Here is a 20,026-nt window from a genome sequence, read left to right as displayed (position 1 = left end):
TCAGGCGCCGACCAGCCGTGCGGCCAGGTAGCCTTCCACCTTGTCCAGGGAGACGCGTTCCTGGCTCATGGTGTCCCGCTCGCGGATGGTGACGGCCTGGTCCTCGAGGGTATCGAAGTCAACGGTGATGCAGAACGGGGTTCCGATCTCGTCCTGGCGGCGGTAGCGGCGGCCGATTGCGCCGGCGTCGTCGAAGTCGATGTTCCAGTTCTTCCGCAGCTGCGCGCCCAGGGCCTTGGCCTTCGGGGACAGGTCCTCGTTGCGGCTTAGCGGCAGCACGGCGGCCTTGACCGGCGCCAGGCGCGGGTCAAGCTTCAGCACCGTGCGCACGTCCACGCCGCCCTTGGCGTTGGGGGCCTCGTCCTCGGTGTAGGCATCCACCAGGAACGCCATGAAGGAACGGGTCAGGCCGGCCGCGGGCTCGATGACGTACGGGGTGTAGCGCTCGTTGGTGGCCTGGTTGAAGTAGCTCAGGTCCGTGCCGGAGGCCTTGGCGTGGGTGGAGAGGTCGAAGTCGGTGCGGTTGGCGATGCCTTCCAGCTCGCCCCACTCCGAGCCCTGGAAACCGAAGCGGTACTCGATGTCCGTGGTGCCCTTGGAGTAGTGGCTCAGCTTTTCCTTGGGGTGCTCGTAGAACCGCAGGTTCTCCTCGCGGATGCCCAGGCCGGTGTACCAGGCCATGCGCTCCTTCATCCAGTACTGGTGCCATTCCTCATCGGTGCCGGGCTCGACGAAGAACTCCATCTCCATCTGCTCGAACTCGCGGGTGCGGAAAATGAAGTTTCCGGGCGTGATCTCGTTGCGGAAGGACTTGCCGATCTGGCCGATGCCGAACGGCGGCTTCTTCCGCGAGGTGGTGAGCACGTTGTTGAAGTTCACGAAGATGCCCTGCGCGGTTTCGGGGCGCAGGTAGTGCAGGCCCTCCTCGCTGGCCACCGGCCCCAGGTAGGTCTTGAGCAGGCCGGAGAACTCCTGCGGTTCGGTCCACTGGCCGCGGGTGCCGCAGTTGGCGCAGGCAATGTCCTTCAGGCCATTCTCGGCAGGCCGGCCCTTCTTTTCCTCGTATTCTTCCTCGAGGTGGTCGGCCCGGTAGCGCTTGTGGCAGGAGAGGCATTCCACCAGGGGGTCGGAGAACACTTCCACGTGGCCGGAGGCTTCCCATACCTGGCGGGGCAGGATCACGGAGGAGTCCAGGCCCACCACGTCCTCGCGGCCGCGGACCACGGACTGCCACCACTGGCGCTTGATGTTTTCCTTCAGCTCGGCACCGAGGGGGCCGTAATCCCAGGCAGAGCGTGAACCGCCGTAGATCTCACCGGCCTGGAACACGAAGCCCCTCCGCTTGGAGAGGGAAATGACCTGGTCGAGGACGGATTTTGCTGCCATGGGGTAACTCCAATTTCTACAGGGCCGCTGGGTGCGGTCCGCGGGTTGTCAGGCCCGGCACTGCTTTGCACGTGGGGCGCAGGGCAGCGGTTCGGGCGGATGAAGGAAGATCGTGGAAAAGCTTGTGTCCTAGCGTACCGGCCGCTGCCTGCGCAGCGCGCCCCGTGGCCACGGCAGGGTTGCCAGGACGATGGCGCCGAGCGTGAGCAGGGTCCCCAGCACAGTGGCCGGGGCCACGACGGTGCCCGGGGCGGGCAGCGCCAGGTCCAGGGCCAGCGAGCCGAGCAGTTGGCCCGCGATCATGCCCAGCCCGGTGACCAGTACGCCCAGGCTGCGGACCAGGAGGGCGCCCAGCCCAATAAACACGCAGCCCATGGGGCCGCCCAGGTAGTACCACCACTCCCCCGGCAGCGGGTTGGCGGGGCCGGCAACCGCGAGCTTCACGGCCAAGGCGGCCCAAAGCACCGTGCAGCCGGCCACGAAGTTGACCAGCGTGGCGGCAATGGGAGTGCCGTAGTGGAGGGTGGCGGTGCCGTTCATGGCCTGCTGGAAGCTCATGAGGAACCCCGCCGCCACCGGCAGCAGGATGGGAACCAGCAAGCCGGCCCCGTCCCCTGAGCCACCGCTGCTGAACCGGGGCGACACGGCCCACGCGACGGCGGCGATGGTCAGGATGCAGCCAATGATGCGGATGCCGGTGACGGATTTCTTTCCAGCGCCCGATCCCCAGCCGGTCCACCAGCAGGCCGCTGACAGTCTGTCCGGTGACGGTGGCCACGGTGAAAAGTGCCACACCGAGGATGCCCACAGTGAAGGACTGGGCAAAGACGAACAACGCACCGATGGCACCGGCCACCACATAGATGCGGGGAAAGGCGCGGTTGCGGACCGCCGGGATGATGGCGGCCAGGCCGGCCCGTCCCCGCGGCAGGACCAGGGAAATGACGATCATGACCAGCAGGCCTGTGCTGAAGCTCACGGCCGCCGCGGCGATTCCGTCATTGAGGCGGGCGCCCAGCGCCCCGTTGATGCGGCCCTGGACGGGAATGGCCAGGCCGGAACCCACGGCCAGGGGCAGGCCTGCGAGTGCCGGCAGGCGGGAAGGGGAGGTCATTGAATCCACCTTAGTTCAGGCATTATTGCTCTATGAGCAACCCCATTGAGGACGTCCCCATCCGCGACAGCATGATCCGGCTCGGCCAGCTGCTGAAGCTCGCCAACCTCGTTGAGGACGGGGTGGAGGCGGCGGAACTCATCAAGAACGGGCTGGTCAAGGTCAACGGCGGGATCGATGACCGCCGCGGCCGCCAGCTGCACAACGGAGACACCGTCACGGTCAACGGCCAGAGCGTCCGGGTAGTCGCGCCGGAGGCCTGACCGGCAGCCGGGCAGACTGAACCAGCCGCTGGGACTGGCGCGCCGCCGTCGTCCGTTCTATTTGTTCAGCACTTCGTGGGTGAGGAACTCGCCCACGTGCCCGATCTCCTGCTGGTTGATGCCGTGCCACATGCCGGTGTACAGCACCTTGGTGAGCTTGACGTGCTTGCGCACCCAGCCCATGGTGAACTCGACCTTGTCCTGGGTGATCACGGGGTCCTGCTGGTCCCGGCCCCAGAACATGGGCACGGTTCCGTCCAGCTCCGCGTCCTTGAAGGTGGGGTCGCCGGCGGCGTCCACCACGAAACCTGACAGTCCGACGACGGCGGCGAAGTCCGTGGGCCGCTGGCGGAGGAGCGTGGTGGCCATCGCCATGCCCATGGAGAAGCCGAGCAGGGTCACCGACGGGTGGCCCACGCGGATGGTGTCGATCCACTCCAGCGCGTAGGCCGAAGCCTTCTTGACCCGTTCCAGGGAGTATTCGATCGAGGCCGTCAGCGGGAACCAGGTAAAGCCGGGGCCCATGGCAATGGGCGCCCGCAGCGAGGCGACGGCGAAGTCCCCGGGCAGCAGGTCGGCCAGGCTGAGCAGGTCCTGCTCGTTGGCGCCGTAGCCGTGGAGCAGCACCAGCAGCGGCTTGCCGGCGCGCTGGTCTTCCGGATGGGACCACAGGACAACGGGGGCAGGAAATACTTCGGCGTCAGTCATGGTTTCCATTCTTACCAGTTACTTGTAGGTAACAACCTACGTTGGCGTAGCCAGAGAGGTGAAAGGCAGGATAGGGACCGTGACTGACGCAAGTGCCATCCAGACCCCGCCCGCCCACTCCGGATCCCACCCCTGGACCCGGTATGTGGCGATGGGCGATTCCTTCACCGAGGGCATCGGCGACCCCGAACCCTCGAGCCCCGGCGGACACCGCGGCTGGGCCGACCGCGTTGCAGAAGAGCTGGGCCGCACCCAGCCGGATTTCGCGTACGCCAACCTTGCCGTCCGCGGCAGGCTGCTGCAGCAGATCGTGGACCAGCAGCTGGCCCCGGCCCTGGAGCTGAAACCGGACCTGGTCACCCTGTCCGCCGGCGGGAACGACCTCATCCGCCCCGGCGGCGACCCTGACGCGCTGGCCGAGAAACTCGATTCCGTGGTCCAGATCCTGTCCATGGGCGGCGCCACGGTGGTGCTGTTCAACGGGCCGGACACAGGCTCCTCGGTGCTGGGCAGGATCCGCAGCAAGGTGGCCATTTACAACGAGAACCTGCGGACGGTGGCAGCCCGCCATGACGCAGTCATCGCGGACATGTGGTCGCTGCGGCAGCTGAGCGACCCGCAAATGTGGGACCAGGACCGCCTGCACTTCTCCCCCTTGGGGCACCACACCATTGCCGCCATGGTGCTGGACGCGCTGAACGTGCAGCATTCGCTGGAACCGCTTCAGCCCAAGCCGCTGCCGCCGCGCACGTGGCGGGAGGCCCGGAGCGGGGACTTCGTGTGGGCGCGCGAATACTTTGTCCCGTGGGTGCTGCGCCGGCTGCGGCGCCAGTCCTCGGGTGACGGCGTCATGGCCAAGCGTCCGACGCCGGGTCCCATCTTTGGCCCGGGCGTCCCGCTGGGTTCCGGCGAGGGTCCGCTCGGAACTTCTGAGCCCAGCCGCCGCTAAGGCCTCCCGGGGTTAGGCTGGAAGGACAATACACGAGAGGCGCGCCACCGTGAGCAGCTTGTTTTTCTGGATCATCATCCTGTCCTTCGTTGTCCCCATGGCCATGCGGGCATACCGGCGTTCCATGGCGCGGCGGGACCGGAACCAGGGCCTGCCCGGCCAGTTTCCGGGTCCGAACCAATTTCCCGGCTCGAACCAGTTCCCGGGTTCCAACCAGTTTCCTGGCTATGGCCAATTCCCCGGTTCCGCCGGGCCGCAGAGCAACCAGCCGCGCGACGGGTACACCCAGCAGGACTACTTATCCGGCGGCTTCCGCCGGGACGGCCAGCAGGGCGAGCCGCCCATCCCGAACCAGTACGGTCAGCCGCCCATGACGGACCCCCGTTACGGCGCTCCGCAGGAACCGCCGTTCCAGCAGCAGCCCCAGCAGCCGCCCTTCCAGCAGCCGTACCAACCGCCGTACCAGCAGCAGCTACCGGAGCAGTCTTCCGGACCCGCCACTCCCCCGCCGCCGTCAGGCCCGCAAGGATACCGGGCGCGGAAACTCGCGGAGCTGGACCAGCAGTACAGCAACGGTGAGCTGTCCATGGAGGAGTACATGAAGCGCCGCGGCGACATCATGAACGGCTAGCCACCCTGGGACTTAACAGCCCCAACACAACAGGCCGGGGACCGAATGACGGTCCCCGGCCTGTTGTTGCTTTATCCACGTGCCTGGTCGTCGTGCCTAGTCCACTTGCGGGAAGCCCAGGTCGATCACCGAGGTTGAGGGGTCCGGCCAGCGGGTGGTCACTACTTTGCCGCGGGTGTAGAACCGGATGCTGTCGGGACCGTACATGTGGGTGTCGCCGAACAGCGAGTTCTTCCAGCCGCCGAACGAGAACGTTCCTACCGGGACCGGGATGGGGACGTTGACGCCCACCATGCCTGCCTCGACGTCGAACTCGAACTGCCTCGCCACCCCGCCGTCGCGGGTGAAGATGGCCGTTCCGTTGCCGAACTGGTTGTCATTGACCAACTGCACCGCGTCGCTGTAGGTGTCGACGCGGACCACGGACAGGACCGGGCCGAAGATCTCGTCGTCGTACACCTTCATGCCCGGCTTGACGTGGTCCACCAGGCTGACGCCGATAAAGAACCCGTTGGAATCGAACTGCTGGGAGCGGCCGTCCACCACCACGGTGGCCCCTTCGCCTTCGGCACCTGAAACGTAGGATGCCACCCGGTCCCGGTGCTCCGCGGTGATCAAGGGGCCCATCTGTGAGGCGGGGTCGGTTCCCGCACCGATCTTCAGGTCCGCCATGCGGCTGGATATCGCCTTCACCAGGTCGTCGGCAATGTTGCCCACGGCCACCAGGACGCTCACTGCCATGCAGCGTTCACCGGCGGAACCGTAGGCGGCGGAAACCGCCGCGTCGGCAGCCATGTCCAGGTCGGCGTCGGGAAGCACCACCATGTGGTTCTTCGCGCCGCCCAGGGCCTGCACCCGCTTGCCGTGCTCAGCTGCCCGCTTGTAGATGGACTGGGCCACGGGGGTGGAGCCGACGAAGCTGACTGCCTTCACGTCAGGGTGCTCCAGCAGGACGTCGACGGCTTCCTTGTCCCCCTGGACCACGTTCAGGACCCCGGCGGGCAAGCCCGCCTCGGCGAAGGCCTCTGCGATGAAGACGGCCGCCGATGGATCCTTCTCGCTGGGCTTCAGGAGCACCGTGTTGCCGCACGCCAGGGCGCTGCCGATCATCCACAACGGCACCATGGCCGGGAAGTTGAACGGGGTAATGCACGCCACCACGCCCACCGGCTGGCGGACGGAGTGCACGTCGATGCCGCTGGAGACCTGCTCCGAGCGCTCACCCTTGAGCATGTGGGACAGGCCCGTGGCGAAGTCGATGTTCTCCAGGCCGCGGGCAATTTCACCTTCGGCGTCGGAGAGGACCTTGCCGTGCTCGCTGGTGAGGATGGCGGCGAGCTCGGACTTTCGTTCGGTGAGGATCTCGCGGACCTTGAAGAAGATGGTGGTGCGCTTGGCCAGGCTGGTGGCCCGCCACGCCGGCAGCGCGGCGCGGGCTGCGGCAATGGCTTCTTCTGTCCGTGCCGTTGAGGCGAGCGCCACCTGCTTTTCCTGCTGGCCGGTGGCGGGGTTGAAGACCGGACCGAAGCGGTCGGCATCGGTGACGCGGGCGCCGTTGATGTAGTGCGGAATGGTTTCCAAGGGTGTCTCTTTTCCTGCGGTGCGTGCGGCGTGGTTGGTTGGACGGCGTGGTTAGTTGGACGGCATCCGGTCGGCGGGCTGGAGGGAACCGTCCACGAGCTTGATGATCATGGAGCAGTCCTTGCCCGCGTCACCGGCGTCGATGAGCCGCTGGAAGAGCTGCTGGACGTGTTTGCCAATCTCCAGCGGCGTGCCGGTGTCCTCGGCGGCGCTGATGGCCAGGCCGATGTCCTTGTTCGCGAGTTCGGTGGTGAACGTGGGTGCGAAGTCGTTGTTGGAGGCCGCGGTGGGAACCACCCCGGGCACCGGATACCAGGTCCGCAGGGCCCAGGAATCCCCCGACGAGACCGAGGCGATGTTCCAGAAAACCTGCTTGTCCAGGCCCAGCCGGTCAGCCAGGACCGCACCCTCCGCGGTGGAGGCGAGGTTGATGAAAAGCATCAGGTTGTTGCAGATCTTGGCCGCCTGGCCCGTGGTGGGGCCACCCGTGGGAATGATGTTTCCGGACATGGGCCCGATGTAGCCCGAGGCGTCTTTGACGGCACCCTCTTCGCCGCCCACCATGAAGGTCAGGGTTCCGGCCTCGGCGCCGCTCATTCCGCCGGACACCGGGGCGTCCACGAAGCGGAAGCCGGCGGCAGCAGCGGCGTCGTGCAGTTCCTGCGCGGAGGCGATGTCGATGGTGGAGGAGTCGATGAGCAGCGTGCGGGTATCCGCGTGCTTCAGCACGCCGTCCTCCCCGAGGTATACGGCGCGGGCGTGTTCGCCCTTGGGCAGCATGGTGAACACGGCGTCAGCGCCGTCCACCGCTTCGGCGATGCTGGCTGCGCGCTTGACGCCACCTGCTTCGGCGGCTGCCAGTGCCGCGGGGTTGAGGTCGAAGCCGCGCACATCGTGCCCGGCCTTCACCAGGTTCACCGACATGTGGCCGCCCATGTTGCCCAGGCCAATCCATCCGATAACTGCCATGCGTAAGCTCCTTTGCTTCCAGTCCGGCGTTACTGCAGGCATGTCTGTGTCTACGATCACACCCTGCTAGAGTGCAATCAAGGGGAAAAATTACAGACGCTCTGTGCATTGATGCACACAAGAGGAAGGCCGCCCGTGGATTCGAGACGGTTGCCCAGCCCCGACGACCTGCTCATCCTGCTGACCGTGGCGCGCCTGGGCCGGTTCAATGCGGTGGCCGAGACCCTGGGAACCACCCACACCACCATTTCCCGCCGGATCCTCGCCCTGGACAAACAGTTGGGCGGGCGCACCCTGGAGCGCAGCCCGCACGGCTGGGAGTTGACGAAGCTTGGGGCGGCCGCGGTGGAGGCGGCGGAGGCGATCGAAAGCACGCTTGGCTCGTTGTCGGGCCTGATCAGCCAGGACCAGAGTGCCCTTGCCGGCCTGGTCCGGGTCGCCACCACCGACGGAGTGGGAGCCGTGTTCGTCACCCCGTCGCTGGTGCGGCTCCAGCAGCAGAACCCGCAGCTGAATATTGAAATGCTGAGTGCCACCCGGAAAGTCAGCCAGAACCGGTCAGGGGTGGACCTGGAGATCGTAGTGGGCCGGGCCGACGTCAGCACAGCCCAGACCATCTTCCTGAGCAACTACTACCTGCGCCTCTACGCCAGCCCCGCCTATGCGGCGCAGCACGGGCTGCCGGAAACGCTCGACGACGTGGGGCAGCACGCGTTTGTCTCTTACGTGGAGTCTGCGCTCCAGGTGGCGGAGCTTGGGCCCCGCTGGTCATCGCAGCTTCCGACGCCCAGGACAAGCTTCCAGGCCACGAGCGTGTTCGCCCAGGTCGAGGCAGTGCGCCAGGGCGCCGGAATTGGGCTGCTTCCGAACTTCATGGTGGGAGACCGTGAAGATTTCGTCCCCGTGCTGCCAGGTGATTTTGAGCGCCAGCTGCCCATCTGGGCTGTTGCAAGGCCGGAGTCGCTTCGGTCAGCTCGGGTGCAGGCCGTGATCGCGGCCCTGAAGGACGAGGTGAAGGAGCGCTCGTTGCTGCTCGCCGGGTGAGGAGTCGGGACGGGGAGAATCGGGCCTGACGGTTCAGGCCCGAAAATTCAGGCGCGACAGTTCAGGCCTGGAAGAGCCGCCGCACTACCTCCCCCGCTGCGAGCGCATCAAGGCCCTCATTGATCTCGCTGAGTGGCCGGGTGTCGGTGTGCAGCAGCTCAACCGGCAGTTTGCCCTCCCGCCAGTACCCGAGGTACCTGGGGATGTCCCGCGCTGGAACGGCGTCACCCATGTAGGAGCCCAGCAGCCGCTTGCCGGCCCCGGCGAACTGCAGGGCCGGTACCGTCAACTCCGCGGACGGGTGGGGCAGGCCCACGGAGACCACGGCGCCACCCCTGGTGACCCGCTCCAGGCAGGACGCGATCACACCGGCCGAGCCCACCGCCTCGATGGCGACGTCAACGCCGTCGCCGGCTGCTTCCTCAATCAACCGCCCTGCGTCCTCCGGCGTCCCCACCGCGGTGGCCCCGGCGTCGCGGGCCAGCTGGTGCTTCCCCCGGTTGGGATCGATGGCGATCACACTGGCGGCCCCGGCGAGGCGGGCTGCCATCACGGCGGAAAGGCCCACCGCTCCCAGGCCGAAGACTGCTACGGACTGGCCGGGGCCGACTCCGGCGGTGTTGAACACCGATCCCATGCCGGTGAGCACGGCGCAACCGAACATCGCCGCGACGGTGTCCGGGACGTCGTCGTCAATCACCACCACTGATTCCCGCGCTACCACAGCGTAATCAGCGAAGGCGGAAACGCCCAGGTGGTGGTTGATCCGCTCCCCCGCGGGCGTCCGCAAGAGCGCCGGACCATGGAGCAGGTCTCCGGATCCATTCACCTCAGCTGCCCGGTGGCAGAGCGCGGGCCTGCCGGAAAGGCAGGCCCGGCACTGGCCGCAGCTGGGCACGAAGACCAGAACCACATGGTCGCCCACGGACACGTCGGAGACGCCGTCGCCAACGGACACCACCCGCCCCACGGCCTCGTGTCCCAGGGCCATGGGAAGGGGCCGGACGCGCGACCCGTCCACCACGGAAAGGTCCGAATGGCACAGGCTCGAGTAGGTGATGGAAACTCCGAGCTCACCGGCGCGCGGCTCCGGCTGATCCAGCTCCTGCACCAGCAGGGGCCGGGACTCGGCGTAGCTCTGTTTGCCCTCGGCGCCGGCCGGGGCGGGAACGGTGGAATAGAGGACGGCGGCTTTCATGGCCTACTTCTTGCTGGCAGCGAGCAGGTCTGCCGTGCCCTTGGCGTCGGCCGCGTCAACGTCGTGCAGCGAGATGCCCCGGGTTTCCTTCAGGAAGAAGACCGCGACGGCGGTGATGGCACATGCGATGAGCAGGTACACCGCCACCGGGACGGAGGACTTGTACGTTCCCAGCAGGGAGGCTGCGATGATCGGCGCCAGCGAGCCCGCCACGATGGACGTCACCTGGTACCCCAGGGAGACACCGGAGTACCGCATCCGGGTGGGGAACATTTCCGCCATGATGGCGGGCTGCCCGGCATACATGAAGGCGTGGAACACCAGGCCGATCATGATGGCCGCCAGGATGATGACATCGTTCTTGGTGTCCATCATGGGGAAGGCAAAGAAACCCCAGGTGGCACCCATGATGGCGCTTACCATGTAGACGGGCTTGCGGCCGAAGCGGTCCGACAGCTTGCCCACCATGGGAACCACCGCGAAGTGGACGGCGTGCGCAAGGAGCAGCAGCAGCAGGATCCGCGTGGTGTCAGCCTGCACCACGGTCTTCAGGTAGGTGATGGAGAACGTGACCACCAGGTAGTACAGGATGTTTTCCGCGAAGCGCAGGCCCATGGCGGTGAAGACCCCGCGCGGGTAGCGCCGGAACACCTCGGCCACGCCGTAACCCTTGTGGCCCGCCTCCACCTCTTTGCGGGCCTCCAGGAAGATGGGGGCGTCGTTGACCTTGGTGCGGATGTAGTAGCCGATCAGGACGATCACGGCGGAGAGCCAGAACGCCACGCGCCAGCCCCAGCCCAGGAACGCGTCCTGCGTCAGCGTGGAGGAGAGGACGAACAGCACGGCCGTGGCCAGCAGGTTGCCGAGGGGCACTGCCGATTGCGGCCAACTGGCCCAGAAACCGCGTGACTTGCTGGGGCTGTGCTCTGCGACGAGGAGGACGGCGCCGCCCCACTCCCCGCCCACGGCAAAGCCCTGGGCGAACCGCAGGAAGACCAGCAGCGTGGGGGCCCAGTAGCCGATCTGTCCGAAGGTGGGCAGGCAGCCCATCAGGAAGGTGGAGACGCCCACCAGGATGATGCTCAGCTGCAGCAGCTGCTTGCGGCCGAACTTATCGCCGAAGTGGCCAAAGACGATGCCGCCGATGGGGCGCGCGACAAAACCGACGGCGTAGGTGAGGAAGGCGGCGATGATGCCGTCCAGTTCCGTCCCGGCGTTGGGGAAGAAGGCCTTCCCGAACACCAGGGTGGCGGCCGATGCGTAGAGGAAGAATTCATACCATTCAACGACGGTGCCGGCCATGGAAGCCGTCACCACCTTCTTAAGGCCTGAGGCCTTGACGTCGGTTTCCTCTGTGCGCCTTGCGGCGGAGCTTTCCGTACTCATGCGAACTCCTTCGGCGTCGTCGTCGACACCACGGGGACCAGTCAATGGCAGACGGGTGTGATGCACACCACGAAAGCCGGATTCGATGAGTATGGTCTGCCTGCGGTGCAACCTCAACGCCGATTAGTGCAGAAGGCATCTGCAGGAATGCACAATGCCGGTTGTCCGCCAGGCGGCGCCTAGACCAGGAAGCTGCTCCGCAGCCGGCCGCCCAACTGCCCGATCTCGGTGAGGAACCCGTCGTGCCCGATCGGCGCCTGGATGACATGGACGTCCACGTCGCCGGGCAGGGCCTGGGCCAGTTCGTGGGACTGCGACGGAAAATAGAGCCTGTCCGAGTCCACCGCGGCCACGAAGAACCGTGCCGTGGAGGTGGCCAGGGCTTCGGCCAAGGTTCCCCGCCCCCGGCATACATCGTGGCTCATCAGCGCCTCGGTCAGGGCGATATAGCTGTTGGCGTCGAAGCGCTTCACCAGCTTGTTCCCTTGGTGGTCCAGGTAGCTTTCCACCTGGTAGCGGCCGCGGGAGGCGAGAATTTCCCCCTGCAGGGGTGATTCGGGCGCCTGGGGTGCCCGGCCAAAGCGGCCTTCCAGTTCCGCGGCCGACCGGTAGGTGATGTGGGCGATGCGCCGGGCAAGTGCCAGCCCGTCTTCCGGACACGGACCGCCGTAGTAGTCCCCGCCGTTGAAGTTGGGGTCCTGCCGGATGGCCAGAGTCTGGGCCTGCGCGAAAGCAATCTGTTCGGCAGTGCTGGCGGCTCCCACGGAGATCACGGCGCAGCGCTGCACCCTCTCCGGGTACGTCACCGCCCATTCCAGGGCGCGGGCGCCGCCCATCGACCCGCCAAGGACGGCGAACCAGCTCTTGATGCCCAGCTGGTCCGCCAGCCTGGCTTCAGCAACAGTGCTGTCACGCAGCGTGACGAGGGGAAACCTGGAGCCCCAGGGCTTTCCGTCAGGCGCGGGCGATGACGGGCCAGTGGATCCGTAGCAGCCACCGACAATGTTGATGGACACCACGAAGAAGCGGTCCGTGTCCACGGGAGCGCCGGGGCTTACCAGCTGTTCCCACCAGCCTTCTTCGTCGGTGTCGCCGCGGGTCACGTGGGTGCTGCCGGTCAGCGCGTGCTCGATCAGGATGGCGTTGCTGGCGTCCGCGTTGAGCGTCCCCCAGGTTTCATAGGCCAGGGTGACATCCGGGAGGTATCCCCCGGCCTCGAGTTCCAGTCCCCCGATGGAGGCGTAACGGACAATTCCATGTTCGGGAATGGTGGTTCGGGCGACGGTAACCGTCATGGCAAGACCTCTTCTACGCGCTTGCCTGCCGTCGTCTGACCGGCAGGCCAGGTCCTCACCCGGGGCACCCCACCGCGGATGGAGGGTTGCTTACCAGCAAGCCGGGGCTGTCACTGGCACTCATGACCTGGTTCGAGTGTACGAAACACCCCCCACTCCAGGCCAAGAGTATGACTGGTTGTGACTTCCCGGCTTGCCACATGCTGCGTCCTCGTGTTTGGGGCTACTGGTTGGCGCCCTTGGCGGCCCGGAAGCCTGCCTCCAGGTCGGCGAGGATGTCGTCGATGTGCTCCAGGCCGACGGAAAGCCGGACCAGGCCCGGGTGAACGCCGGCTACAACCTGCTGCTCCGGCGAAAGCTGGCTGTGCGTGGTCGACGCCGGGTGGATGACCAGGGAGCGGACGTCGCCGATGTTGGCCACGTGGGAATGCAGCTCCAGGGCGTCGACGAAGCGCTTGCCCGCCTCTGCCCCGCCGGCCAGGTTGAAGGCCACGACGGCGCCCGTCCCCTTGGGTCCGTACTTGCGGCCACGCTCGTACCAGGGGCTGGAGGGAAGCCCCGCGTAGGCGACGGATTCGACGTCGTCCCTTGCCTCCAGCCAGCGCGCCACTTCCGTGGCGTTCGCAACGTGGCGCTCCACCCGCAGGCTTAACGTCTCCAGGCCCTGGGAAATCAGGAACGCGTTGAAGGGCGAGACGGCCGAGCCCAGGTCGCGCAGCAACTGCACCCGGGCTTTGAGGATGTAGGAGAGGTTGGCGCCGAGCGCGCCGCCTTCGCCGAGGTCGCGTGCGTAGACCAGGCCGTTGTACGTGGGGTCCGGGGTGTTGAAGCCGGGGAACCGTTCCGGATCCTTGCCGAAATCGAACTTGCCGGAATCGACGATGACACCGGCGATGGCGGAGCCGTGGCCGCCAAGGTATTTGGTGGCCGAGTGGATCACAATGTCTGCTCCCCACTCCAGCGGGCGGATCAGGTAGGGGGTTGAAAGGGTGTTGTCCACGATCAGGGGCACGCCCGCCTGGTGGGCCACCTGGGAGATGCCCTCGATGTCCAGGACGTCCTGGCGCGGGTTGGAGACCACTTCACCGAAGAAGAGCTTGGTGTTGGGCTGGACGGCATCGCGCCACTGGTCCAGGTTGTCCGGATCGGCCACGAAGGTCACCGAGATGCCGAACTTCTTCAGCGTGTGGGCGAACAGGTTGTAGGTTCCGCCGTAAAGGCTGGGGCTGGCCACGATGTGGTCTCCTGCCTCGGCGATGTTCAGGACAGCGAAGGTTTCCGCGGCCTGCCCGGAGCTCAGCAGCAGCGCGGCCAGGCCTCCTTCGAGGCTGGCAATCCGTTGCTCGACGGCGTCCTGGGTTGGGTTGCCAATGCGGGTGTAAATGGGCGCAAGTTCAGCCAGGGCAAAACGGTTGGCAGCGCTTTCAGCGCTGGGGAACACGAATGACGTGGTCTGGTAGATGGGCAGGGCGCGGGCACCCGTGGCGCTGTCCGCCGTCTGGCCTGCATGGATCTGGCGGGTTTCGAAGGACCATCCGTTGGACATCCAAATCTCCTTTGACATGGGCCCGGCATGCTCACCGGCAGTACGGGCCGCGCTTGCTCCCGGCTGTTGCCGGAGAGCCAGGTCCTCACCCGGGGCACCCCACCGCGGATGGAGGGTTGCTTACCAGCGAGCCGGGGCTTGTCGCTGGCACTCATGACCTGGGCCCAGTCTAGGAACCGGACAGCCGCTGTGGACAGCATTGTGACGAACATGGTCTTCCGGCGCCCCTGTTGGCTCCGGTACCGGGGCGCCGCGCACGACAAATGCTAGTAAGGGCACCCTTAGCTGAGAGCCGGATCACAAAGTGCCAAGATGTTCGCATGCGCATGGATCACGTCTCTTACGCCTGTGAACACGATGGCCTCGCGGCCACTACCGAACGTATTGCAACTGCCCTCGGCGTTGAGGCAGTGAAGGGTGGCGTACACCCCCGCTTCGGAACCCGAAATATGATCATTCCGCTCGCCGGGCACAAGTACCTCGAAGTTGTCGAGGTACTGGACCATCCGGCATCGGACAAGGCACCCTTCGGGCAGGCAGTGCGTGCCCGTTCCGCTGCCGGTGGCGGGTGGATGGGCTGGTGCGTCGAAGTGGACGACCTCGCCCCCTTCGAGGAACGCCTGGGCCGCGCCGCCGTGAACGGCAACCGCAAATTCCCGGACGGCCGCGAGCTGGTCTGGAAGCAGATTGGCATCCTGGGCCTCATCGCCGATCCCCAGGTCCCGTACATGCTCAAGTGGGAGGGCGATCCCTCGCTCCACCCGTCCAATGCGTACGAGAGCAACCTCAAGATGAGCTGCCTGACCATCGCCGGTTCCGCCTCGCGCGTCACCGAGTGGCTGGGTGAGCCGGTGGAGAAGCCGCTCGAGGACGTTGCGGTCGAATGGGTCGCCCCGCACGGGACGCCGGGCATCCTCTCGGTCACCTTTGAGACCGCCAACGGGGCCGTCACTATCTGACGCTCCTCCCTCCCTCCTTTCCGGCCCTGTCCGGGAGGTTCCTGGGTTGCGCCCAGGCAAGCTTCGGCCGCCATTGGGTGGTGACAACGGCGTCACCACCCAATGGCGGCCGAATTCGTTTAAGTGGCTGCCGGGTCGGGAGTCCCGGGCGGTGTCAACTAAAACGGCCAACACTTTGAATGTCAGTGCCTCGTCGGATGATGTTGCTATGGGAATCAGCGGTGGTGTTGCGGTGGCTTGGAGGGTATCCATGCCTCTGTTGCTGCCCTGGGCGCCCTGGAGAAAGAGGACGCTTTCCTGGCTTCCGGCGCTCATGTCGGTGCCGGTGATGTGTTGCAGCGGCGGTATGAGATCCGGCTGGAACGCCTGGAAGCCGCGTCCCGCCTGGAAGCACAACTTGCAGCGGTGAAAGGCATGGGACGCCGCTGAGGCAGTGGAGTTCCAGGAGGCGATGACGCCGCCGGACGCCTCAATCCAGGACCGCGCTTACGCGGACATGTCCGTGGTGGAGGAGATCGCGGGAGTCCTGACCATCAGTTCCGCGGCCGCGGGCGCTTTGGTGGAGCAGTCGCGGCGGATCTGTTCCCTGCCACCCGTCATGGACGCACTGGCCGCCGGCGTGTTGTCCTGGCAGCACGCGAAGATCATCGCCGACGAAACCGAAGGCCTCACCTCCGAGGGCGCGGCCTCTCTGGTGGCGCACTTCTTCGACCCCGATGCACCCAACCCCGCCCGCGGCGCGGCCCCCGGTGAGCTCGTCCCGTCCCGGTTCCGGGCCAAGGTCCGTAGCTGGCGGGAACGCCACCACCCTGACTCGATCGAGAAGCGCCATGCAAAGGGTGTGGCTGATCGGCGGATGGAATACACCCCCGACCGGGATGGCATGGCCTGGGTCTCGCTCTACCTCCCCGGGGACACCGCGTGCGCGATCTGGAACCGCACCACCGCCACCGCACGCGGCCTCCAAGGCCCCACCGAAGAGCGCACCCTCACCCAACTCCGCCCCGACATCGCCGCCTCCCTGCTCCTCGGCGACGGCCAGACCACACAGACCGGGAAACCCATGGAGGTCGGACAGGTCCCCACCCCGCGGGCCGATGTCCTGGTCACCGTGCCCGTGCTCTCCCTCCTCGGCCAGACCGATGAACCCGCCGTACTGGATGGTTTCGGGCCGATCCCGACGTCCATGGCACGGAAACTCGTCGCCGACGGGGCGGACTCCTTCTACCGGGTCCTCGTCGACCCCCGCGACGGGGCACCACTGGAAATCGGCCGCAAAAACTACCGGCTCACCGAAACCATCAAACGCTGGATCAGGATGCGCGACACCAAATGCACCTTCCCCGGCTGCACCAACCGCACCCCCGACAACGAAACCGACCACCTCACCGCCTGGGAACACGACGGCACCACCAACGCCAGCAACCTGGCACAGCTCTGCCCCAAGCACCACCGGCTCAAGCACCACAGCCAATGGACACCCAGCACAGCAACCGAAAACAATCCGCCCGGCTGGACCTCACCAACAGGCAGGCACTACAAACCCGACCACCAGGATGCCGACCCAACGCACTGGCCACCAGGATTTCTGCCGGTGGATGCTGTCGTGGGACAAACTGAGGCGCCAACTCCGCGCGGATCCAGGGCTGGACTTGATGACGCTGCTCGGCTTAAGGACACTGCTCGGCTTACCGGTACCGCTCAGCTGGTCACGGCGCCACCATGGCGCGGGCCGGACCTATCCGAAGATCCGTTGTGGCAAGAGTTCCTCGCGGGGATGCCGGTGTGGCCAGATCCGCCTGTCGAGGACCCGCCAGGTGACAACGTGCTGGATTGGAACGAGCTTTGCCCTGCTGATCCCCTGTGGGATGAGTTCCATGCAAGGTTCTACGACCTGCCCGCTGACTCCCAGTCGGACTGGCAGTTGCTGTTGTTGGAAATTTGACCCTGCGTGATGTTTAGGGCCACAGCACCCATACCGCCCTGGGAACATCACCGGGCCGCCGGGCCGCCTGCGCAGCTACCCCAGCCCCACGGCCTTGCCGAAGAGGCTGAAGCCAACAAAAGCCACGATATCCAGCAGCGCATGGGCGATGACCAGGGGCATGACGCGCTTGGTGCGGGTGTACAACCAGGCGAAGACCACCCCCATCACCGCGTTTCCAATGAAGGGACCAAAGCCCTGGTAGAGGTGGTAGCTGCCGCGCAGCAGCGAGCTGACGGCGATGGCGAGCGGCGTGCTCCACCCGAACTTGCCGAAGCGGTCCAGGAGGTAGCCCACCACAATGACTTCCTCGAGCACCGCGTGGCGCATCGCCGACAGGATCAGGACCGGAACAGTCCACCAATACGCATCCAGTGCACTGGGAATGATGGCGGTGGTGATGCCGAGGGCCCGGCCGGCGGCATAAAGCCCCAGGGACGGTATGCCAATCAGCGCCGCGAGCCCCAGGCCCTGCAGCAGGTCCCTGCCGGGCCGGGCAAAGTTGAACCCAAGCTTCCGGAATGCTGAACCGGGATTACCGGCATCGCCCGGTGTCGCCTGCCGCTGGTCGGTGAGGAAGTAGAAGACCAGCAGCACCGGAACCAGCGCAAAGATGATATCCAGCAGCTGATAGGTGAGGTCGAAGTACTCGCGGGTGCTCTGCGACCGGTTCAGGGTGGAGGTGCCCTCGGCCAGCGGGGCGCGGGTCATCTTGTCGAGCAGCTGCACCACGGAGTAGACGGCCGACTGGCCCAGGGACAGGCCCAGGACGATCCAGACTTCGAGCCGCAGTCGACGGCGGGAGGGAACCAGCATGTTCCCATCTTGCCTTCAGTTTCTGGATCCGGCCTGATGGAGCGGCAGGTGTTGGGCAGCACTGTACCCGGACCGCGCACAGCCCAAGGGATTTAGGCGGGTGCGACAATCACTTCCGTGCCGTTGGCTTCGAAGGCTGCCTTGTCGCGCGCAGAGATGCCGGAATCGGTAATCAGCCGGGTGAAGTCATAGCCGTCCATGGTGGCAAATGCCCGCACGCCAACTTTGGAGGAATCAGCCAGGACGTAGGACACCCTGGCGCGGGAAGCCAGCAAGGCATTGACAGAGGCTTCGCCTTCCCCTGTGTTGGTGGGTCCCACCTCCGGATCGATGCCGTTGACACCGATGAAGGCGATGTCCAGTACCACCTTCTGCATGATGATGTCCGTATAGGGCCCCACGAGTTCATACGAACGCGGGTTCAGGATGCCGCCGGTCACCATCACCTTGATATTGGGCCGGACCGCAAGCTGACCGGCGATGTTAATGGCATTCGTCACCACCGTGAGCGTCGGCTGGTTGGAGGGTGCGTTCAGGTCCTCGCGGGTGGCCAGGATCTGCGCAAGGGCGGTGCTGGTGGTGCCCCCGCAGAGACCGATCACCGCACCCGGCCGGATCAAGGCCGAGGCGCACTGCGCGATCTGTTCCTTGGCTTCCGCGTGGTCGTCGCGGTTGTAACGTCCGGGCAGGTCGTATGCGAGGGCGCCCGTGGTGGCGCCGCCACGGGTCCGCGTCAGCAGGCGTCGCTTGGCAAGGCTGTCCAGGTCACGCCGGGCCGTGGCAGGGGAAACATTGAGGGTGCTGACGATCTCGTCAACCTCCACCTGCCCGGTCTTGGCCAGCAGGTCGAGAATCGCCGTCAGCCGGTCGGTACGCGTCATACAAGCGGGCCTTTCGATGCATCAGCCACCACTCCTGATGACGTTTCCTGATTATAACCTTAGGGAAACAATCAGGAACAATCAAAGCGCCTCCGTTGATTACCGTTCCCGGGTTCCGGCCCGCCACACAGCGTACGTCAGCGGCATCCCCGGCCGGTAAGCGAGATGCGTGGCGGACGGCGCGTTCAGCAGGTGCAGGTCGGCCCGGTGCCCGACGGCGATCGACCCCACGGCGCGTTCACCGTCGGCATCCCGACCGGCTTCCTTGTGCAACGCCAGGGCGCCGCCGTAGGTGGCGGCACGGACAGCCTCGTGCACGCTCAGCCGCATCTGGAGGACGGCCGTTGTCACGCAAAAGGCCATGGAACTGGTGTACGACGTGCCGGGGTTGCAGTTGGAAGCCAGTGCCACCTGCACACCCGCATCCAGGAGCTCACGGGCGGGGGCCAACGGCTGGCGGGTGGAAAGGTCGCAGGCAGGGAGGCAGGTGGCCACAGTGCCACGCTCGCCTGTTCCTGCGGCGGGATCCCAGCCGGACCAGGAGGCAGCCAGGGCCTTGACGTCCTGCGCGGCAAGGTAGTTGACGTGGTCAACGCTGGCCGCGCCCAGCTCCAGAGCGAGCTGCACGCCGGGGCCTTCTCCGAGCTGGTTGCCGTGCACGCGCAGCCCCAGCCCGGCGTCACGGCAGGCCACCAGCACCCGGCGTGACTGCTCGGCGTTGAACGCGCCCTCCTCGCAGAAGACGTCAGCCCACTGGACGTACGGGCGGACCGCGGCGAGCATCGGCCCGCAGACCAGGTCCGTATAAGCCTCCGGATCCTGCCCGGCGGGCACCAGGTGCGCGCCGAGGTAGGTCACCTGGTCCGCGATAGTGGAGGCAATGCGCGCGCTCCGGGCCTCATGCTCAACGTCCAAGCCATAGCCGGTCTTGGTTTCCAGGTAGGTGGTGCCCTGGGATGCGGCCTCGGCCACCCGCCCCATGGCCAGGCGGGTGAGGTCGAAATCGGACGTGGCACGCGTGGCGTTCATGGTGACGGCGATGCCGCCGGCGGCGTAGGCCTCCCCCGCCATCCGGGCCTCGAATTCTGCGGTGCGGTCCCCGGCGAACAGCAGGTGGCTGTGCGAGTCCACCCACCCCGGCAGCATGGCCCGGCCGCCGGCATCGACGGCGTCATCCGCTGCGGGAGCATCCGCCGCCGCCCCGATCCAGGAGATCCGTTCGCCCTCGACCACCACCGCCGCGTCCTTCAACACCCGGTGTTCCAGGTCCTGGGTCATCAGCTCGGCGATGTTGGTGATCAAGGTGCTCATGGAAT

Annotated in this window: 18 protein-coding genes, 1 pseudogene and 2 riboswitches; of the genes and pseudogenes, 7 read left to right on the top strand and 12 right to left on the bottom strand. The window is 66.3% G+C overall.

Annotated features, from left to right (window positions below):
- Both NMQ03_RS06970 and NMQ03_RS06965 read right to left on the bottom strand, forming a co-directional pair.
- On the bottom strand, nucleotides 1-1,386 hold the full coding sequence (locus NMQ03_RS06970) for a glycine--tRNA ligase (protein WP_255174973.1): 1,386 nt from the start codon (nucleotides 1,384-1,386) through the stop codon (nucleotides 1-3).
- Between the two features lie 129 nt (nucleotides 1,387-1,515).
- Nucleotides 1,516-2,500, bottom strand: a pseudogene (locus NMQ03_RS06965) (DMT family transporter).
- Between the two features lie 32 nt (nucleotides 2,501-2,532).
- Here NMQ03_RS06965 and NMQ03_RS06960 point away from each other — a divergent pair.
- Nucleotides 2,533-2,763, top strand: a complete 231-nt coding sequence (locus tag NMQ03_RS06960; protein WP_255174972.1) for an RNA-binding S4 domain-containing protein — start codon at nucleotides 2,533-2,535, stop codon at nucleotides 2,761-2,763.
- 57 nt (nucleotides 2,764-2,820) lie between these two features.
- Here the strand turns inward: NMQ03_RS06960 and NMQ03_RS06955 are convergent, their stop codons facing one another.
- Complete coding sequence (locus NMQ03_RS06955; protein WP_255174971.1) at nucleotides 2,821-3,471, bottom strand: alpha/beta hydrolase; 651 nt, start codon at nucleotides 3,469-3,471, stop codon at nucleotides 2,821-2,823.
- A 79-nt stretch (nucleotides 3,472-3,550) separates the two neighbouring features.
- On the opposite strand from NMQ03_RS06955, the gene NMQ03_RS06950 reads away from it, so the two are divergent.
- Together NMQ03_RS06950 and NMQ03_RS06945 are read left to right on the top strand one after the other, a co-directional pair.
- Nucleotides 3,551-4,420, top strand: coding sequence for an SGNH/GDSL hydrolase family protein (locus tag NMQ03_RS06950; RefSeq protein WP_255174970.1), 870 nt, complete (start codon nucleotides 3,551-3,553; stop codon nucleotides 4,418-4,420).
- 49 nt (nucleotides 4,421-4,469) lie between these two features.
- Nucleotides 4,470-5,051, top strand: coding sequence for a hypothetical protein (locus tag NMQ03_RS06945; protein WP_255174969.1), 582 nt, complete (start codon nucleotides 4,470-4,472; stop codon nucleotides 5,049-5,051).
- A gap of 96 nt (nucleotides 5,052-5,147) precedes the next feature.
- On the opposite strand, the gene NMQ03_RS06940 is transcribed toward NMQ03_RS06945, so the two are convergent.
- Complete coding sequence (locus NMQ03_RS06940; protein ID WP_255174968.1) at nucleotides 5,148-6,632, bottom strand: CoA-acylating methylmalonate-semialdehyde dehydrogenase; 1,485 nt, start codon at nucleotides 6,630-6,632, stop codon at nucleotides 5,148-5,150.
- A gap of 51 nt (nucleotides 6,633-6,683) precedes the next feature.
- Complete coding sequence (gene mmsB, locus NMQ03_RS06935) at nucleotides 6,684-7,601, bottom strand: 3-hydroxyisobutyrate dehydrogenase (RefSeq protein ID WP_255174967.1); 918 nt, start codon at nucleotides 7,599-7,601, stop codon at nucleotides 6,684-6,686.
- A 111-nt stretch (nucleotides 7,602-7,712) separates the two neighbouring features.
- Here mmsB and NMQ03_RS06930 point away from each other — a divergent pair, with 111 nt between their 5' ends.
- Nucleotides 7,713-8,645 carry a LysR family transcriptional regulator gene (locus NMQ03_RS06930; RefSeq protein ID WP_255174966.1) on the top strand — a complete coding sequence of 311 codons (933 nt, stop codon included), beginning with the start codon at nucleotides 7,713-7,715 and terminating at the stop codon, nucleotides 8,643-8,645.
- A gap of 61 nt (nucleotides 8,646-8,706) precedes the next feature.
- Here the strand turns inward: NMQ03_RS06930 and NMQ03_RS06925 are convergent, their stop codons facing one another.
- From NMQ03_RS06925 to NMQ03_RS06910, 4 genes are all read right to left on the bottom strand, one after another.
- Nucleotides 8,707-9,843: a zinc-binding dehydrogenase gene (locus tag NMQ03_RS06925; RefSeq protein WP_255174965.1), complete on the bottom strand. Its 1,137-nt coding sequence runs from the start codon at nucleotides 9,841-9,843 to the stop codon at nucleotides 8,707-8,709.
- 3 nt (nucleotides 9,844-9,846) lie between these two features.
- Nucleotides 9,847-11,229, bottom strand: a complete 1,383-nt coding sequence (locus tag NMQ03_RS06920; protein WP_255174964.1) for an MFS transporter — start codon at nucleotides 11,227-11,229, stop codon at nucleotides 9,847-9,849.
- A 179-nt stretch (nucleotides 11,230-11,408) separates the two neighbouring features.
- Nucleotides 11,409-12,524 carry a homoserine O-acetyltransferase gene (locus NMQ03_RS06915; protein ID WP_255174963.1) on the bottom strand — a complete coding sequence of 372 codons (1,116 nt, stop codon included), beginning with the start codon at nucleotides 12,522-12,524 and terminating at the stop codon, nucleotides 11,409-11,411.
- Between the two features lie 12 nt (nucleotides 12,525-12,536).
- Nucleotides 12,537-12,652, bottom strand: a riboswitch (SAM riboswitch).
- A 95-nt stretch (nucleotides 12,653-12,747) separates the two neighbouring features.
- On the bottom strand, nucleotides 12,748-14,070 hold the full coding sequence (locus NMQ03_RS06910; RefSeq protein ID WP_255174962.1) for a bifunctional o-acetylhomoserine/o-acetylserine sulfhydrylase: 1,323 nt from the start codon (nucleotides 14,068-14,070) through the stop codon (nucleotides 12,748-12,750).
- 44 nt (nucleotides 14,071-14,114) lie between these two features.
- Nucleotides 14,115-14,229: riboswitch (SAM riboswitch) on the bottom strand.
- Between the two features lie 161 nt (nucleotides 14,230-14,390).
- Between NMQ03_RS06910 and NMQ03_RS06905 the strand changes: the two genes are divergently transcribed.
- From NMQ03_RS06905 to NMQ03_RS06900, 3 genes are all read left to right on the top strand, one after another.
- On the top strand, nucleotides 14,391-15,029 hold the full coding sequence (locus tag NMQ03_RS06905; protein WP_175318149.1) for a VOC family protein: 639 nt from the start codon (nucleotides 14,391-14,393) through the stop codon (nucleotides 15,027-15,029).
- Between the two features lie 237 nt (nucleotides 15,030-15,266).
- Complete coding sequence (locus NMQ03_RS21120) at nucleotides 15,267-15,458, top strand: hypothetical protein (protein ID WP_369693207.1); 192 nt, start codon at nucleotides 15,267-15,269, stop codon at nucleotides 15,456-15,458.
- 22 nt (nucleotides 15,459-15,480) lie between these two features.
- Nucleotides 15,481-16,974 (top strand): DUF222 domain-containing protein, encoded by a 1,494-nt coding sequence (locus tag NMQ03_RS06900; protein WP_369693206.1) that lies wholly within the window; start codon nucleotides 15,481-15,483, stop codon nucleotides 16,972-16,974.
- A 75-nt stretch (nucleotides 16,975-17,049) separates the two neighbouring features.
- On the opposite strand, the gene NMQ03_RS06895 is transcribed toward NMQ03_RS06900, so the two are convergent.
- From NMQ03_RS06895 to hutI, 3 genes are all read right to left on the bottom strand, one after another.
- Nucleotides 17,050-17,829 carry a CPBP family intramembrane glutamic endopeptidase gene (locus NMQ03_RS06895; protein WP_255174961.1) on the bottom strand — a complete coding sequence of 260 codons (780 nt, stop codon included), beginning with the start codon at nucleotides 17,827-17,829 and terminating at the stop codon, nucleotides 17,050-17,052.
- A gap of 92 nt (nucleotides 17,830-17,921) precedes the next feature.
- Nucleotides 17,922-18,710, bottom strand: coding sequence for a DeoR/GlpR family DNA-binding transcription regulator (locus NMQ03_RS06890; protein WP_159632424.1), 789 nt, complete (start codon nucleotides 18,708-18,710; stop codon nucleotides 17,922-17,924).
- A 99-nt stretch (nucleotides 18,711-18,809) separates the two neighbouring features.
- Nucleotides 18,810-20,021 (bottom strand): imidazolonepropionase, encoded by a 1,212-nt coding sequence (gene hutI, locus NMQ03_RS06885; protein ID WP_255174960.1) that lies wholly within the window; start codon nucleotides 20,019-20,021, stop codon nucleotides 18,810-18,812.
- Nucleotides 20,022-20,026 lie beyond the last annotated feature (5 nt).

The sequence above is a fragment of the Arthrobacter sp. DNA4 genome, from assembly GCF_024362385.1.
Classification (GTDB): domain Bacteria; phylum Actinomycetota; class Actinomycetes; order Actinomycetales; family Micrococcaceae; genus Arthrobacter.
This window is presented reverse-complemented; position numbering and strand designations above follow the sequence as displayed.

What these genes read in the sequence shown, in the direction of transcription:
- NMQ03_RS06915 (WP_255174963.1), bottom strand. Translation starts at nt 12,524, where the DNA reads ATGACGGTTACCGTCGCCCGAACCACCATTCCCGAACATGGAATTGTC.
- NMQ03_RS06905 (WP_175318149.1), top strand. Translation starts at nt 14,391, where the DNA reads ATGCGCATGGATCACGTCTCTTACGCCTGTGAACACGATGGCCTCGCG.
- NMQ03_RS06910 (WP_255174962.1), bottom strand. Translation starts at nt 14,070, where the DNA reads ATGTCCAACGGATGGTCCTTCGAAACCCGCCAGATCCATGCAGGCCAG.
- hutI (WP_255174960.1), bottom strand. Translation starts at nt 20,021, where the DNA reads ATGAGCACCTTGATCACCAACATCGCCGAGCTGATGACCCAGGACCTG.
- NMQ03_RS06970 (WP_255174973.1), bottom strand. Translation starts at nt 1,386, where the DNA reads ATGGCAGCAAAATCCGTCCTCGACCAGGTCATTTCCCTCTCCAAGCGG.
- NMQ03_RS06925 (WP_255174965.1), bottom strand. Translation starts at nt 9,843, where the DNA reads ATGAAAGCCGCCGTCCTCTATTCCACCGTTCCCGCCCCGGCCGGCGCC.
- NMQ03_RS06955 (WP_255174971.1), bottom strand. Translation starts at nt 3,471, where the DNA reads ATGACTGACGCCGAAGTATTTCCTGCCCCCGTTGTCCTGTGGTCCCAT.
- NMQ03_RS06960 (WP_255174972.1), top strand. Translation starts at nt 2,533, where the DNA reads ATGAGCAACCCCATTGAGGACGTCCCCATCCGCGACAGCATGATCCGG.
- mmsB (WP_255174967.1), bottom strand. Translation starts at nt 7,601, where the DNA reads ATGGCAGTTATCGGATGGATTGGCCTGGGCAACATGGGCGGCCACATG.
- NMQ03_RS06920 (WP_255174964.1), bottom strand. Translation starts at nt 11,229, where the DNA reads ATGAGTACGGAAAGCTCCGCCGCAAGGCGCACAGAGGAAACCGACGTC.
- NMQ03_RS06900 (WP_369693206.1), top strand. Translation starts at nt 15,481, where the DNA reads ATGACGCCGCCGGACGCCTCAATCCAGGACCGCGCTTACGCGGACATG.
- NMQ03_RS06895 (WP_255174961.1), bottom strand. Translation starts at nt 17,829, where the DNA reads ATGCTGGTTCCCTCCCGCCGTCGACTGCGGCTCGAAGTCTGGATCGTC.
- NMQ03_RS06930 (WP_255174966.1), top strand. Translation starts at nt 7,713, where the DNA reads ATGCACACAAGAGGAAGGCCGCCCGTGGATTCGAGACGGTTGCCCAGC.
- NMQ03_RS06890 (WP_159632424.1), bottom strand. Translation starts at nt 18,710, where the DNA reads ATGACGCGTACCGACCGGCTGACGGCGATTCTCGACCTGCTGGCCAAG.